The 14,912-nt window shown below is 38.5% G+C and carries 19 protein-coding genes; 8 read left to right on the forward strand and 11 right to left on the reverse strand.

What is annotated here, in order from left to right; all coding sequences use genetic code 11:
• Positions 1-276: 276 nt before the first annotated feature.
• Positions 277-456, reverse strand: coding sequence for a YjzC family protein (locus G8761_RS24265; protein ID WP_166030523.1), 180 nt, complete (start codon positions 454-456; stop codon positions 277-279).
• A 270-nt stretch (positions 457-726) separates the two neighbouring features.
• On the opposite strand from G8761_RS24265, the gene G8761_RS24270 reads away from it, so the two are divergent.
• Complete coding sequence (locus G8761_RS24270; protein WP_166030524.1) at positions 727-1,419, forward strand: Crp/Fnr family transcriptional regulator; 693 nt, start codon at positions 727-729, stop codon at positions 1,417-1,419.
• Positions 1,420-1,532: 113 nt separating this feature from the next.
• Here the strand turns inward: G8761_RS24270 and G8761_RS24275 are convergent, their stop codons facing one another.
• From G8761_RS24275 to G8761_RS24285, 3 genes are all read right to left on the reverse strand, one after another.
• Positions 1,533-2,255 (reverse strand): YwiC-like family protein, encoded by a 723-nt coding sequence (locus G8761_RS24275; RefSeq protein ID WP_166030525.1) that lies wholly within the window; start codon positions 2,253-2,255, stop codon positions 1,533-1,535.
• A gap of 79 nt (positions 2,256-2,334) precedes the next feature.
• Entirely contained in the window at positions 2,335-2,880 is a 546-nt protein-coding gene (gene mobB, locus G8761_RS24280) for a molybdopterin-guanine dinucleotide biosynthesis protein B (protein ID WP_166030526.1), read from the reverse strand.
• Entirely contained in the window at positions 2,868-4,133 is a 1,266-nt protein-coding gene (locus G8761_RS24285) for a molybdopterin molybdotransferase MoeA (RefSeq protein ID WP_166030527.1), read from the reverse strand. Before G8761_RS24285 ends, mobB begins: the two co-directional genes overlap by 13 nt.
• A 282-nt stretch (positions 4,134-4,415) precedes the next feature.
• Between G8761_RS24285 and ric the strand changes: the two genes are divergently transcribed.
• Positions 4,416-5,111, forward strand: coding sequence for an iron-sulfur cluster repair di-iron protein (ric, locus tag G8761_RS24290; protein ID WP_166030528.1), 696 nt, complete (start codon positions 4,416-4,418; stop codon positions 5,109-5,111).
• A gap of 281 nt (positions 5,112-5,392) precedes the next feature.
• Here the strand turns inward: ric and moaA are convergent, their stop codons facing one another.
• Positions 5,393-6,409: a GTP 3',8-cyclase MoaA gene (moaA, locus tag G8761_RS24295; protein ID WP_243450133.1), complete on the reverse strand. Its 1,017-nt coding sequence runs from the start codon at positions 6,407-6,409 to the stop codon at positions 5,393-5,395.
• Between the two features lie 370 nt (positions 6,410-6,779).
• Here moaA and G8761_RS24300 point away from each other — a divergent pair, with 370 nt between their 5' ends.
• Entirely contained in the window at positions 6,780-7,478 is a 699-nt protein-coding gene (locus G8761_RS24300) for a Crp/Fnr family transcriptional regulator (protein ID WP_166030530.1), read from the forward strand.
• Positions 7,479-7,737: 259 nt separating this feature from the next.
• Here the strand turns inward: G8761_RS24300 and G8761_RS24305 are convergent, their stop codons facing one another.
• The 4 genes from G8761_RS24305 to G8761_RS24320 all read right to left on the reverse strand — a co-directional run bounded on the left by G8761_RS24305 (position 7,738) and on the right by G8761_RS24320 (position 10,924).
• On the reverse strand, positions 7,738-8,865 hold the full coding sequence (locus G8761_RS24305) for a TIGR04053 family radical SAM/SPASM domain-containing protein (protein ID WP_166030531.1): 1,128 nt from the start codon (positions 8,863-8,865) through the stop codon (positions 7,738-7,740).
• 600 nt (positions 8,866-9,465) lie between these two features.
• Positions 9,466-9,804, reverse strand: coding sequence for a DsrE family protein (locus G8761_RS24310; protein WP_166030532.1), 339 nt, complete (start codon positions 9,802-9,804; stop codon positions 9,466-9,468).
• Between the two features lie 15 nt (positions 9,805-9,819).
• Positions 9,820-10,128: a metal-sulfur cluster assembly factor gene (locus tag G8761_RS24315; RefSeq protein ID WP_166030533.1), complete on the reverse strand. Its 309-nt coding sequence runs from the start codon at positions 10,126-10,128 to the stop codon at positions 9,820-9,822.
• Positions 10,129-10,156: 28 nt separating this feature from the next.
• Positions 10,157-10,924 (reverse strand): prolyl oligopeptidase family serine peptidase, encoded by a 768-nt coding sequence (locus G8761_RS24320; RefSeq protein ID WP_166030534.1) that lies wholly within the window; start codon positions 10,922-10,924, stop codon positions 10,157-10,159.
• 191 nt (positions 10,925-11,115) lie between these two features.
• Between G8761_RS24320 and G8761_RS24325 the strand changes: the two genes are divergently transcribed.
• From G8761_RS24325 to G8761_RS24335, 3 genes are all read left to right on the forward strand, one after another.
• Entirely contained in the window at positions 11,116-11,928 is an 813-nt protein-coding gene (locus G8761_RS24325; protein ID WP_166030535.1) for a Cof-type HAD-IIB family hydrolase, read from the forward strand.
• Positions 11,929-12,023: 95 nt separating this feature from the next.
• Positions 12,024-12,176 (forward strand): hypothetical protein, encoded by a 153-nt coding sequence (locus G8761_RS24330; RefSeq protein ID WP_166030536.1) that lies wholly within the window; start codon positions 12,024-12,026, stop codon positions 12,174-12,176.
• Positions 12,177-12,178: 2 nt separating this feature from the next.
• Positions 12,179-12,355, forward strand: coding sequence for a DUF3813 domain-containing protein (locus tag G8761_RS24335; protein WP_166030537.1), 177 nt, complete (start codon positions 12,179-12,181; stop codon positions 12,353-12,355).
• 53 nt (positions 12,356-12,408) lie between these two features.
• Here G8761_RS24335 and G8761_RS24340 read toward each other — a convergent pair whose 3' ends face one another.
• A complete protein-coding gene (locus G8761_RS24340) occupies positions 12,409-12,816 on the reverse strand; it encodes a hypothetical protein (protein WP_166030538.1) in 408 nt (135 codons plus the stop codon).
• A 17-nt stretch (positions 12,817-12,833) separates the two neighbouring features.
• Positions 12,834-13,673, reverse strand: a complete 840-nt coding sequence (locus tag G8761_RS24345) for a YitT family protein (RefSeq protein ID WP_166030539.1) — start codon at positions 13,671-13,673, stop codon at positions 12,834-12,836.
• Between the two features lie 140 nt (positions 13,674-13,813).
• Between G8761_RS24345 and G8761_RS24350 the strand changes: the two genes are divergently transcribed.
• Together G8761_RS24350 and G8761_RS24355 are read left to right on the forward strand one after the other, a co-directional pair.
• Entirely contained in the window at positions 13,814-14,674 is an 861-nt protein-coding gene (locus tag G8761_RS24350) for a DegV family protein (protein WP_166030540.1), read from the forward strand.
• 64 nt (positions 14,675-14,738) lie between these two features.
• Positions 14,739-14,870 carry a DUF3941 domain-containing protein gene (locus tag G8761_RS24355; RefSeq protein ID WP_081680081.1) on the forward strand — a complete coding sequence of 44 codons (132 nt, stop codon included), beginning with the start codon at positions 14,739-14,741 and terminating at the stop codon, positions 14,868-14,870.
• Positions 14,871-14,912: the final 42 nt, after the last annotated feature.

Here is a 14,912-nt window from a genome sequence, read left to right on the forward strand (position 1 = left end):
ATATAAATTCCGACTCATCATAATCCTCCGCTCATACTCATTGGACTCATTATAAACGGGATTTTTTCTGAGGAACATAAAAAACCCCGAATAAGGGGGCACTTTTTTAATCGTGTCCGTTATTCGGGGTATAAATCACTGTGTGGATGGCTTCTTTAAAAAATTCATCTTCAAAAAGAGTGGCATGTTGAATCTGCTTTAGGCGCTCGCTCTCAATATGCTGTGCAAATCAACCAAGAAAACCTTAACCACAAGATATCATAAAGATATATCTTTTCAGGGTTTAGGAAAATATGTCCATAGTCGGTTGTGATTGGATGTTTCCGGAAAAACATCCCCAGCTTTCATTTTCATTTTTTTCGGATTAACAATATTGCTGCCAGTTTCACCTGTTTCAATATAAATTGCATTGTTGGGAGCTTTCTGCCCCGGACGGAATTGTCTGTTTTGTCCCATAATGTTGCTGCCTCCTTTAAAGAAACTTCATTATTTACTTTCCCCGTTCAGCTCAAATTTATAGGGTCCTTTTTTTCGACAAATATTTCCCAAGGAATAACTGTGAATTTATGTTTATTTTGAAACCAAATTTATGTCTTTTGTATGAATCTTATTCTAAAGCCGTTGTTTTTCCCTTAATAAACAATATAATTACAGTAAAATCTACTTTGATAGGTAATTTGTTCTGTTTTGTCTTATGCTATTTTGGAACTTAAAGGTGGTAATAGCATGCACTCATTCACTGATATTTCATTGGATTTACACGAACTGCTCAAAACCGTTCACCATGTAAGAAAAATGGAAAAGGGAAGCTTTCTTTTTCAGGAAGGTGCCCCCGCAGAGGAGCTTTATATAATTAAACGAGGAATGCTCCAATTAAGTAAGTGCATTCCAGACGGAAGAGAATTGACACTCCGGATTTGTTCGGAAGGTGACTTGGCAGGAGAGGCCAATCTATTCACTCCTTCAGCAAAATACTATCTTAGTGCCAAAGTTACTGAAAGCGGTGAAGTGGCTGTTATCTTAAAGGAACATCTGGAAGAACAGCTTAGTAAGGACCATGATTTGGCGGTTGAGTTTATGAAATGGATGAGCCTGCAGCATCTTAAAACACAAACCAAATTTCGGGATTTAGTTCTTCACGGAAAAAAAGGAGCTTTGTATTCGATCCTCATAAGGCTTTTAAATAGCTATGGAAGAGAAGTAGAGGATGGTATAATTCTTGACTTGCCTCTAACAAATCAGGAATTAGCTAATTTTTGTGGTACTTCCAGGGAAGTAGTCAATAGGCTGCTTAGCGACTTACGAAGAGCAGGAATATTATCTGTAAAAAAAGGAATTATTACAATTCATGAGTTAAATACTTTAAAAACAGAAATTGATTGTGAAAACTGTTCACGAGATATATGCTGTATAGAATAAGCCGGCCCTCTGGGACCGGCTTATTTTTATCATAGTATTTGGCGACTTTAGGCTTTCATTCTCTTAACAGACACAGGAGCCTTTTTTATACAAATCAGTAAAAGTTAATACGCCTAAAATTTCAAAATCTGCATAGCCATCAGGATAAAGAAAAGAGTTGCATTTACAATTTCGTAAATCCCAACCTGCTTAGCGGAAATGCTTTTTCCATAAAAGCCAAATGCCCTTAACAAGCTAGGGATATAGGCAAATGCCGCCATCCATAATCCGAGTAAAATCCACAGCGCTGGAACCAAAAGATGATAAGACCAAGAAATCCACTTATACTGTAGGTTCTTTTTTTCCCGGATCATTGTCTTAACATAAAAAGTGCTTCCCAAAAAGAAAGGAATCGATGTACTAAAAAGAAGAAAAGTATTTATGGTTACCGTACCATCTGCTAGATAGGCACTAGCAAGTCCGGCAATAGCAAAAGCAGTTATCGCACTAATATCATTTGTCAGTGCCCTGTCTTTACTTTTCGATGAAAAATAAGCATTAATCGCGAACAAAGGGATCATCGCTAGGCCAAAAACTACAATTGAAGGTCTTGTAAACAAGGGAACTAATAATAAAAGGATAGCTGGAATGATATAAATGAGCGTCCATTTTGTATAAAATGGGATTTTCTTTCTTTTAAATAAAAGCAACATAGGATAAGTGGCAAGATATAAAAAGACCCAGCCTATAAAAAACGGGATATGCTCCCACATAAAATGCGATCCAATCACACCAAGCCAAAAGGGAACAATAAGCATTGCCCAGGCACCGTGCTGTTTTGGTAAAAATAGCTTCATCTTTCTCACTCCTTTTTCTTGCTACCTCCAATATAAGCGAGTGTAAAACAAAAAAAAGTGAAGCTTATCACATTTCTTATTACCTTTTAGTGTCGTTTTTATGAACTTCCTGAAGAAGATCAATCAACTGTTTCTCCAATATGCCATCCTGAATACTAAATCTGGGATATTTAGCGGCTAAGCCAGATCCCATAAGGACATCCTCATCCCAGTAAACTATAGCAATAATATTTACAAGAGAAGACAGGAGTTTTAAATCCTTTTGATCTTTTATCATTACCACTTTTGGAAATTCTGCCTGTTTATGTCCCTCAATTACGATAATATCGGGATAAAACTCCTTCATTAATTTAATTTTATCAGAAAGGCTCCAGGTGTTTTTTTCCGCGTGGATCACCAGACGGCCTTCCCCTTCTACAAGAGAGGCAGCCGCCCCTGATAAAATATGGCGGGAGGAATCCTTCTCATCCGCAACTTCTGGTTTCCCGCCATGGCCATGATGTTTAATAGTAACAACTTTTTTTCCTCTATGCGACCATTCTTTTATCATCCTTGAAATGGCTGCTGTTTTACCACTATTTTGATATCCGGCAACCTGAATGATGAAAGGTTTTACCAAGGCCAATGACTTCCTTCCTGATCCTCAAGCATAAGTACATCAACTTCCATTCCTGCCTCAAATCCCCTGGTGCCGCCAGGAAGTATCATCAATGAATTTGCTCCCGCAAGACTCATAACAATATTGGATTTATCCAATCCGCTTGGTGAGACGGTCAGCTTTCCTTCAGTTATGGTTAAAGCACTGCGTACAAATCTTGTGAATGGGTTTGCTTTTGGAAAAGCAACATCGAGGATTGCTTTTTCCTTCCGCAAATGTGGTTTGGGTGCAAAAAGCATCCCTCTTATTATTGGGCGTGCAAATAGCTCAAACCCCACATAGCATGCAGATGGATTGCCTGAAAGTCCAAAAAGAAGCGTGCCATTATTCTGGGCCACTGTAGTTACGCTCCCGGGCCTCATCGCCACCTTATTAAAAAGTACCTCTGCGCCCAATTTTTCATATATCTCAGGAAGATAATCGAAATCACCAACTGAAACTCCTCCAGTGGTAACAAGAATATCAACTGAATCAATAGCATTTTTAACTGCTTCAAAACAAGTATCAAACTCATCAGGAAGCTTTCCAAAATATTGGACCGTTCCCCCGGCACGCTCGATTTGTGCAGCAATCATATAAGAATTGCTGTTTCTTATTTTTCCTGGTTCAAGTGATTGGTCTACTTCCAGGAGTTCAGTACCTGTTGCAAAAAGGCCCACCTTTGGCTTAGCTGCTACTGGGACTTTTTCATAGCCGAATGTAGCAAGCATTGCTTGAATTCCAGGGTTAATTAACGTTCCCTTTTCAACGAGGACAGTTCCTTCTTTTGCATCCTCACCACGAAAGGATACATTATCTCCAGGTTTAAAGCTTCTTTTTATAGACATAAAAGGTTTTCCGTCTTTTTCATAGCTTTTAGCTACCTCAAACATAACAACTGCATCCGAACCACTTGGCATCATTGCACCAGTCATAATTCGAACAGCCTGATATTCATTAAGTTTTTTATCTGAAACCATTCCAGCCCCTATATGGTCAATTACTTCAAATTCAACCGTGTTACTTTGTGAAGCATTGACTGTATCAACAGAACGTACTGCAAAGCCATCATATGGGGCCCTGTTAAAATGCGGTACATCACTTGTGGCTATTAAATCTTCTGACAAAAAGCGTCCAAAGCTCTCATTTATCGAAACCTTTTCCGTTTTTCCTGATAACCTATACTCCATTACCTTTTCTACTGCTTCTCCAATTGAAATGGGAGTTCTTCTTTCAAACATACTCATCAGCTCCTGCAATTCAAACCTTTTATTTTCTTTATACATTCATTGCCTATATTCCTATCCATTATAAGCGTTACCCATAAGCATTTGCATGGCAAACGTCTTGTCTGCTTATTCAGAATCATCATAGCAAAACAAAGAATAGGCAGGTTATGACCGAGTTCACAAAAATGATAAAAATACAGAAAAAATTTTTGATTTAGTGTGATTTAGGTCACCCGGTTACCCTTTCAAATCAGTTATCCTAAAATCAAGAAACGTAAGGAGGAAATTTTAAAAATGACTATTCCATTCACTGAAAATACACTGGTAAAAGATATTGTAAACGAATTGCCAAAATCCAGCGATGTCTTTAAACGAAGCCGCATCGATTTTTGCTGCGGCGGCAATATTCCTTTAAAGGAAGCTGCAACCGGGGCAGGAGTTGCCCTGGATCAATTAATTGGTGACCTTACAGAGGTATATGAAAAAAGGGAAACTGGAGAAATCGACTGGAAAGCCTGGATGGATAAAGAATCTAATGACATCATTACCCATGTAATCAGCAACTACCACCGCCCTCTTTTGGAAGAATTGGCTAACCTAAGCCCTTATGTAACCAAAGTATCACGTGTCCATGGAGGAAATCATCCCGAGCTATTAAACATGTATGAACTTTTTTATGAGTTTAAAAAAGAAATGCTGGACCACACTGCTAAAGAAGAGGAATTGGTATTCCCTTTAATTCAGAAATTAGAAGGTTTGAATAAAGATGAACGGGAGGAAGTTTTAAAGTCTATTAGGGAACTTGAAAAAGAGCACGACCATGCCGGATCACTTTTAAAAGAACTTAGAAATGTTACTTCTGACTTTAATCCTCCCATAGATGCCTGCGGTACCTATCGTTTGGTCTATAATCGGCTTGAAATGCTTGAAGGAGAAACCTTTAATCATGTCCATATGGAAAATAATATCTTATTTCCCCGGTATTTATAATTAACTTTGTTAATCATGATTGTTGATATTCGTTAAAATCCACTCCCATTCCGCGAACGAACCACCGAGCCTACTCGCTTGTTCATTCGCAGGAACTGAAAGAACTTGCCTCAATAATCTGCGCACGAAGGAAATGCGGATGTATTTTCGAGGAGTGTTACGAGTTTATTTATTACAGTTGTAGTAACAGTGCCTATAATTAAAAACAAAAAACCTCTTGTCCCAATTGACAGGAGGTTTTTGCATTGATTAACAAAATAAAAACTCCCTCAAAAGGGAGTTTAACCGCCAATATAGGACATTTCTATTTTCTTTCTATTAGTAATTGTTTCTGCTGTTCTTTCATCAGAATACCTGTCTGATCTTCCGTTCCATATGCCCGTAATCCGTGAAGCTAATTCTTCATCGGTTGCATCGTTTCGCATGAAGTTTCGGATATCATGGCCATTACCATTAAAAAGACATGTAAACAATTGGCCATTCGCTGAGAGTCTTGCTCGTGTACAGCTGCTGCAGAAGGATTCGGATACAGAAGTAATAAAACCTACCTGAGTGTCAGTTCCTTTGTATCTATATCTTTTGGCTACCTCGCCGAAATAATCGGGATCAACAGGCTCCAGCTCAAATTTTTCCTTTAACATTTCATATATTTGCTTCTTGGTAATAACATCATCCATCTTCCAGCCGTTTGTGCTGCCCACATCCATAAACTCAATATAGCGCAGCTGAAGGCCTTCTTTTTTGCAAAACTCCGCCATCGGAATAATTTCCGAATCATTAAGACCCTTTTTGACAACCATATTAACTTTAACGCCAAGCCCGGCTGCCTGAGCGGCTTTAATGCCATCTAATACAGGCTGTACACCGACGCCACGGCCGTTAATTTTTCCAAAAAGTTCATCATTCAGGCTGTCCAGGCTGACATTTACCCTTTTTAGACCTGCCTTTTTTAGAGCTGCGGCCAATTTAGGCAGAAGCACTCCATTTGTGGTTAGGCCGATATCGCTTAGTCCCTCGATTTTTGATAGTTTTTCTACAAGGACAGGCATATCTTTTCTTAACAGAGGTTCACCACCTGTTAATCTGATTTTCTCGACACCCAGACCAACAAAAATCTTTGCAAGGCGTTCAATCTCTTCATATGATAACAAGGCACTTTTAGGTAAAAATTCAAAATCAGGGCCAAACTCATCAGCTGGCATGCAATACTGGCACCTAAAGTTACAGCGGTCAATGACAGATATTCGGAGATCTCTTAGAGGCCTGTTCAATTTATCTTTAATAATGGACTTTTGCAATTCCATCAACTCCAATATAGTGGGAAACTTATTTCTTGCTTATATTAACAAAATATTTTTCATTTGGCTGTTAATTTATTCCCTTTAATGATAACAAAATAAAAGATTAAGAGCTATAACAACATTATGGATATACGCTTGTTTAATCTATTTTCCCTTATCTATTAAAAGTAATCACTTTTTTTGCTTCGTTTTTTTTTGTAAAGGATAAATGTTACATCTCGGATATTTTTTAATAAGTTTTCACTATTTTGTCATTGTTAACCCCTATTTTTAGCTTCTTCCTGTTATAGAATATGGTTAACAGCTAATTTTTGCATACAAACTAAAATACATGATCTCACGGAAATAACAAAGAGAAGGTGACGAAATGGTTACGAAAATGAAGCCTACCCATTCAATAGAAATAAAAGAATTACTGCGTTTTGCAGACAGGAAATTTAGAAGCGAAAGAGGGACCTTCCTATTTCAGGAGGGAATGAACGCAGATGAACTATATATTATTCTTTCTGGAAAAGTTCAAATAAGTAAAATTACTTCTGACGGCAGAGAGCTTTCTCTTCGTATATGTGGAGAAAATGATATTTGCGGAGAATTAACTTTATTTACTTCTAGCCCAAAGTACCTGTTAAGCGCAAAGGTTCTTGAAGAAGGGGAAATTGTAGCCATTAGAAAAGACGTACTGGAGCATGAAATTTTCCAAAACAGCACTCTTGCCTTCGAATTTATGAAATGGATGAGCGATCATTTCCGTAAAACTCAAACTAAATTTCGTGATCTTGTACTGAACGGTAAACGAGGAGCACTTTTCTCGACTCTTATCCGGATGTCAAATAGCTATGGAATCCATAAGACCGATGGGATCTTAATTGACTTGCCACTTACAAACCAGGAGCTAGCGAATTTCTGCGGAACATCCCGAGAAAGTACGAACAGGATCCTAAATGAATTAAAGAAAGATAATATCATATCTGTAAAGCGCGGAAAAATAACTATACTTGATTTGCAATATCTTAAAGAGGAAATAGGCTGTGAAAACTGCCCGGCAATTTATTGTAATATTGAGTAGGTGTTTTAGTGAAAAGGGATGGTGAACCATCCCTTTTGTTGTTTTTATTCTGTTAAATTTCCGGATTGACTTTGCTTCTCGGTACTCGCTTTCTGCCCTCGGGCGGTTCGGGAAGCTCCTCTGCGCTTTTCGCCTGCAGGGTCTCCATTGACCCACTTTTTTCTGCCGGAGTCTTGAACCTTCAGCTTCAATGAACATTTGAGACAGATCAACTATAAGCTTTTTAATTATTCCTTCAAAACCGCGCTTTCGCTATTCCTTACTTTTGTACCTGTTTTTCACGCAGAGCTTTTGGAATATATACACAAAAAGGCTCGCTTTCAAGATAGTCGCCTGTCATGGCATAAGCTCTAGACCGTGAACCACCGCAAACATGACGGAACTCACATACTCCACATTTACCTTTGTATAGGTCAGGGTTTCGAAGTGATTGGAAAACGGGAGAGTCTCTGTAAATTTCAGCTAAAGGCTGCTCGCGGATATTTCCTGCTTTTATTGGCAGGAGTCCGCTTGGATAAACGTCACCTATATGAGAAATAAAAACAAATCCATTTCCATCGTTAACGCCTTTAGGTGCGCGGCCTAATCCATCAATCGAACCTGTAAGGCCTTCTTTTGTAAGAGCACTTAGATATTCGATTTCGGTTGCCTGATTTTTCGCCTCACGCATTTTTTGCTGAATAACCACTCTCCGGTAATGCTGCGCAGCAGTTGTTTTAATATCAAAGGATACACGTTTGCTGAGTTCGTAAAGCCACCTGAATACTTTTTCATGCTCGATGGGCGAAATCATATCGGAAGTTTGACCTCTCCCGGTAGGTACGAGGAAGAATACACTCCAAAGCACACAACTTAAATCTTCTACAACTTTAGCCATTTCGTCTAAGTGATCGATATTATAACGGGATATAACTGTATTGATTTGAACTGGAATTTCTAGTTCATGCAAATACTTAACCCTTTCTAACGTCAGGTCAAAAGAGCCAGCGGTGCCCCTAAAATGATCATGAATTTCAGCAGTAGGTCCGTCCAGGCTAAAAGCCCATCTTGCTAGGCCCACTTCTTTCGCTTTTTGAATTGCTTCTTTGGTCACGTTAGGAGTTGCACTCGGTGTCATCGACACCCGGACGCCTTTCTCCACCGCATACTTAGCGATATCAAAAACATCTTCTCTCATTAATGGATCCCCGCCGGTAAATACCAGCATTGGATTATTCATTACATATATTTGATCAATTAATTGCATGCCTTCTTCAAAGGTTAATTCTCTAGGATCTCTTCTATATTGAGCTTCCGCCCGGCAGTGAAGGCACTTTAACTGACATGCCCTGGTCAATTCCCAAATTACGATAAATGGATCTTTATTAAAGTCCCGGCTAAACACCATTTGACTCGCCTCCTGATATCCGCCGTCATTTTTAAATAACAGCCTGATACTATGTATTATATAAGTGTCTTCATGGCAGCAAAGTGAACTTCCTCACATCCAGAAAAAGTTCTTTGTCTGATTTGTGAAGATCAGGAGTAGGGCGCGTGAAAACCCGGAAATGAGTATAAGCAAATGATGTTATTTGGGTATCGGTTCTGAAATGGGGCATTTCCTCGTAAGTTGTGGTATACCTTCCGAAGTCGTACATTCCCTTCTAAAGTCGTGCATTCCCTCCCAAAGTCGTGCATTCCCTTTCCCAAATCGTGCATTTTCTTTCTGAAATCGTGCATTCCTTTTCTGAAATCGTGCATTTCCTATTCAAAATCGTGCATTTCCTTTCTGAAATCGTGCATTTCCTTCTCACAATCGTCGATTTCCTTCTCCTAATAAGCTTTTATCCACAAAAAATAAGAGCGGAAGAAGAAATTTTCTATTTTTCAAAAAAAGGCGAATTTTGCCTTTAAAAAACGGACTTTAGTTTTAAAAACCGCCGCGCTATATTTCCTCAACGATAAAAAAACTGACCCCATAGACCGTGGTCTATAAAGTCAGCAGATATCATGATATTGTAATTACTTCATATTGGGCAGCTAATTCAATAAAATGGCCCATGCCGCTGATTTTTCCAGCAGTTAATTTATCTTCCACTTTGTAATAGTCTACACATGTCTTGCAGGCAAGAATGTCAACGCCTTTTTCTTCAAGCTCCTTAATATGGACAGATGAGAAGGAGTCATCAGTGAGGGCTAAAACTCCGCTATTCATAAAAAAGATTGCTGCAGGAAGGTCATCTTTCTGTTTTAGCAAAGTAAAAAAGGTTTCCAGAACTCCCTCACCAAGTTCTTTTTCTCCCCTGCCCAGCTGATCAGATGAAACAAGAATAACTTTATTTTTCATAAGAATTCCCCATTCTTAGCGAATGCCAAGCGCAATTTTGGCATAGCGGGACATCATATCTTTGTTCCATGGCGGGTTGAAAACAATATTCACTTCTGTATTTTTAACTTCAGGGATATCAGCAAGGGCCCTTTTAACCTGATCCACGATTGTTCCTGCAAGCGGACAGCCCATAGCAGTTAAGGTCATGGTTACTGTAGCTGTCCCTTCTTCATCCATTTCTATATCATAAACAAGCCCCAAATTTACGATATCTACGCCAAGTTCCGGGTCGATTACAAGTTCCAATGCACCAAGTATATTTTCTTTTAATTCTTCATCCATTTCAATCACTCCAATTTTATATTTTTATTTATAAAAATTTACTAAACCAATCAATAGTGGCCTTTACGCCTTCCTGGCTAACTTTATGGCCAGCGCGTTCATCCGTAATAAACTTCAATTTTTCCGGATGCTCATCATAATCCTCAGCTATATTTTGATAAAACTGATAAGCCAACGGATAAGGGACAAAGTCATCTTTTTTGCCGTGCCAAAATAACAGAGGACGGCCTTCAAGTTTTTCCGGCTGAACGCTTAAGTCGTATACACGCAGCATTGAAAGCTGGCGGACAATTTCCTCCTCAGATAGCGGAATACGATAACCAAGATTCTTTATCTGCTCAAGTTGCAAGCGGGAGAATTCTTCATAGGCCGGCATCCCCATTAAACTTACGGCTGCCTTTATCCATTTATACTGAGTCAGTGCTCCAAGGGTTGCAATCCCCCCCATGGAGGTTCCGGCAACTCCAATTCGGTCTTCGTCAACTAGGTTTTGGGAAACATAGTACTCCTTTAACACATTTAAATCATTAATGGTGTTTAATACGATATCCCAAAAATGGATATATAAATCCTGTTCTTTTAATAACAGTTCTCTTTCCCCATGATAAAGTGCTTCTGGCAATAAAACACGAAATCCATTCTCCGCAAGCAGATAAGCATAATGAAGATTATTTTCCTTGGCGCTCGTAAAACCATGAATAAAAAAAACGAGCGGGCGTTTTTCTGACTGCTGTTCCTGATTGACTAGGTGCAGAACGGGTATTCTTTCTATATGTTCATTTTGAATCAGAATCAAACTTTAAACCCCCTAATGATTCCTGTATATTATATCTTTTTTCTAAAGCTTTTTAAGTGAATTTTTTTACAGGTTAGCTATAAAATTGTTAACATAGTTACAATAGGACTAAAAAATGATTTTATATGTGTAGTGTAACATGAAGAAAACTTTTTTCCTAAACATTCACTTTCATTCGAAAAGGAGAACTTATGACAGAGAGACACTTGATTGCTTTGGATTTAGATGGAACTTTATTAAAAGATGACAAGACCATATCCCCTTTTACAAAAGATGTTTTGAAAAAGGCGCGTGAAGAAGGTCATGTAGTCATGATTGCCACTGGAAGGCCATTTAGGTCAAGTGAGCTTTATTACAATGAATTAGAACTGGACACACCTGTTGTTAATTTTAATGGCGCTTTTGTCCACCATCCCCTTGACCCAAGCTGGGGCCCGTTCCACACACCACTTGATATTAAGGTGGCAAAGGATATTGTTGAAGCTTGCCGTTCTTTTAAGTTCCACAATATTATTGCTGAGGTAATTGATGAGGTTTATTTTCATTATCACGATGAAAAATTGCTAGATATCTTTAATTTCGGCAATCCCAAAATTACATCTGGTGATTTAGCTAACTTTTTAAATGATTCTCCAACCAGTTTGCTTATCCATTCAGAAGAGGAGGATGTGGAATTAATTAGAAAGCATCTAACAGATGTTCACGCAAAAGTTATTGAACACAGGCGCTGGGCAGCACCTTGGCATGTTATCGAAATTGTACGCAATGGGCTTAACAAGGCTGTTGGTTTGAAAAGGGCTTCCGAATACTTCCAGATCCCTCCCGAAAGAATGATTGCCTTTGGCGATGAAGATAATGACCTGGAAATGATTGAGTATGCAGGCCGGGGTATTGCTATGGGAAATGCTATTGATCAGCTAAAAAACATTGCCAATGAAACTACGCTGACCAATGAAGAAGATGGAATTGGCCACTATCTAAAGGACTTGTTAAATTTAAAGTAAAAGATTTTTCTATCAATGAGCCCCTCCCAAAAAGGGCATACTAAAAACGAAGCAGTACTGCTTCAAACCAGGCTCTATTATTGGAGGGATTTCGAATGGGTAAACGAAACAAATCAAAACGCTTTGTCCAGCAAGGAAAAGATACGGTTTCCAAGCATTCTGAACGAATCCCCTACCACATGACTTATGCCGAGGCGGAGGCCCAGAAGATGGCCAATGTACATGATTCCGCACTTGGAGGTATTTAAGTATGGGCAACCGATTGTTCAAAGAGGCACGCAGATTTGTAGACATGGCTAGCACAGCCAGCCCAGCTGAACGGCCCGAGGCAGTTGAAAAAGCTAAAAATGCATTAAGTTCTGCATATGCAAATTCTACTTCGGCTGAACAGCTTCAACTCCATGAAATGCAAAATGAGCTTGAGTAACTTTTTACGGACATTGCAGTTATATCCGTAAAAATAGCTGGCACGTTATCGTGTCAGCTTTTTCTTTGCTCCAAAAGGACAGGTTTAGTTGCGTTCTGTTCCTCATCATAAAGATATAGAACTACTGATCCATTTTGAGGTAATTTTTCTTGAGGAATCTTTATTTCAAATTTAAAAGATGTCCACTCTTTTGCCTTTATTGGTACAACCCCTTTTGCCAGTTCGTTGTGTCCATCCTCTACTGTATAAAATAATTTCTCTCCCTTTATCCTTAGTTCACCTGTTATAATATACCGTCCATTTTTCCCGGTACTCCGTACATTCCTATAATTTTGCGGGGCTTCCTTCTTTGCATCAGCCACTGCTAATAAAGATTCTTTTTTATCAGGTTCTGTGATACCTGAAAACCCTGGAAGCCATGCAGAGGAAAAAAGCGTTAGTAAGGCAAGTAAGACTTTCATTTATGTACCTCCTTTTCTTAATCTTTCCGGAAGAAACCAAATATCCCGGTTGTTTCAATAATATTTGTAAACGCCTGAGGATCCACATCTTTAATTATTCTTTCCAAATCAAATAATTCATACCTCGTTATAACAATCATCATTATGTCCTTGTTTTCATTTGTAAAAGCACCTTTAGCTGGAATGGCAGTGATTCCCCGGACCAGCCTAGCATGTATAGCTTTTTTTAACTCTTCGCCTTTTTTGGTAACAATCATTGCTGTCAGCTTTTCATTTTTTGTATGAATGGTATCAATGACTTTTGTAGAGGTATAAAGTGCTACTAATGTATAAAGAGCCTTTTCCCAGCCATATAAAAGCCCTGCGGTTAGAATAATGATAGAATTGAGAATAAAAATATATGAACCAACTGGCTTGTCCTTCATCCTCGAAAGTATCATGGCGACGATATCCAATCCGCCTGTTGACGCCCCCCATTTCAATGTCCAGCCTATTCCAACAGCCGCAATTACTCCCCCAAATACCGCATTTAGAAGAATATCATGTGATACCTGTTTAACAGGGATAATTTCGAGAAAAAAGGAGCTTAGAAAAACACTGATAAAACTATATAATGTAAAGGACTTTCCCACCTTAAGCCATCCAAGAATCGTAACAGGAATATTTAATAATAGCAGCAGTATTCCTGTAGAAAAATGGAAGGATGTAGTGGAGAGTATTTTGGACAATAACTGAGCTATTCCTGTGAAGCCGCTCGCATATACATTTGCTGGAATTAAAAATAGGTTCATCGCCATTGCATTTAAAAATGAACCTATCAGTACAACAGAAAGTTTTTTCACTTCCATTAAAACCATTTTGAAATACCCCCGATAAAAATGCAGTATTATTCATTATTTAGCCCTTTTTCCCTAATTCTCATTACTGATAATTGTTTTTTTTATGCGAGTCCGATAAACTTGAACTAAAAATGATTAGTTAGAAAGCAGGTGAGGATATGGCAGTAAAGATACTGACAGACAGTGCAAGTGATTTGCCAATTGAATTTTACGAAGAAAATAACGTGATTCTTTTACCCCTTAAGGTTGAAATAAACGGTCAGGAATACGAAGATTTAAGAACAATTTCTCCAAAAACTGTCTATGATTTTATTAGAGGGGGCAATTTACCTAAAACCTCCCAGGTCTCTCCTTTAATGTTTGAAGAGGTATTTACAAAAATGGCGGAAAGTAATGAAGAAGGTGTTTATATTGCCCTTTCATCCCAATTGTCTGGTACTTATCAGACAGCTGTCATGATACTCGAACAAGTTAAAGAAAAATACCCTGACTTCAAGCTTGATATCATTGATACTAAATGTGCTTCAATTGGACAGGGGTTAGTTGTAAAGGAAGCGGCAAAGCTTGCAGAGCAAAATACTTCGAGAGAAGAAATTATAAAAGAAGTTATTTTCATGTGCGAACATATGGAACACCTTTTTACCGTTGAAGATCTTGAGTATTTGGCTAAAGGTGGCCGGGTTTCGAAAGCTTCTGCTTTTCTTGGCGGTCTGTTAAATATAAAGCCTCTTTTAAATATGGAAGATGGAAAGCTTGTACCCTTGGAAAAACTTCGCGGCAAGAAGAAACTTCTGCGCCGGATGCTTGATGTTATGAAAGAAAGAGGATCTCAATTAGATCAGCAGGTTATCGGGATCAGCCATGCAGATGACCTAGAGACAGCCGTTGAAGTAAAAACGTTGATTATGGAAGAATTCGGTCCAAAAGATGTGTATATCTCATCTATTGGTTCTGTAATTGGCGCGCATACCGGCGCTGGAACCATCGCAATTTTCTTTTTAAATCAATTGCCATCATAATTTTTACATACTGGCTCCTTTCCGTGCAGAAACTATTTCTGAAATCACGGAAAGGAGCCTTTTTATGCCGCATACTTCTGATAATGATAAAAAAGCACAGGATCATAATGCAATGAACCACGAGAAAAATATGATGCGCGAGAAAAACCGTCAAGCCGGGAAAAACTCGTATTCAAAGAAAACAGATCATAAATAAAAAAACAAAATAAGAGCTTAAGCCAGAAAAGAATAAAGAGCA

Source organism: Neobacillus terrae (assembly GCF_011393025.1).
GTDB classification, from domain to species: Bacteria; Bacillota; Bacilli; order Bacillales; family Cytobacillaceae; genus Neobacillus_A; species Neobacillus_A terrae.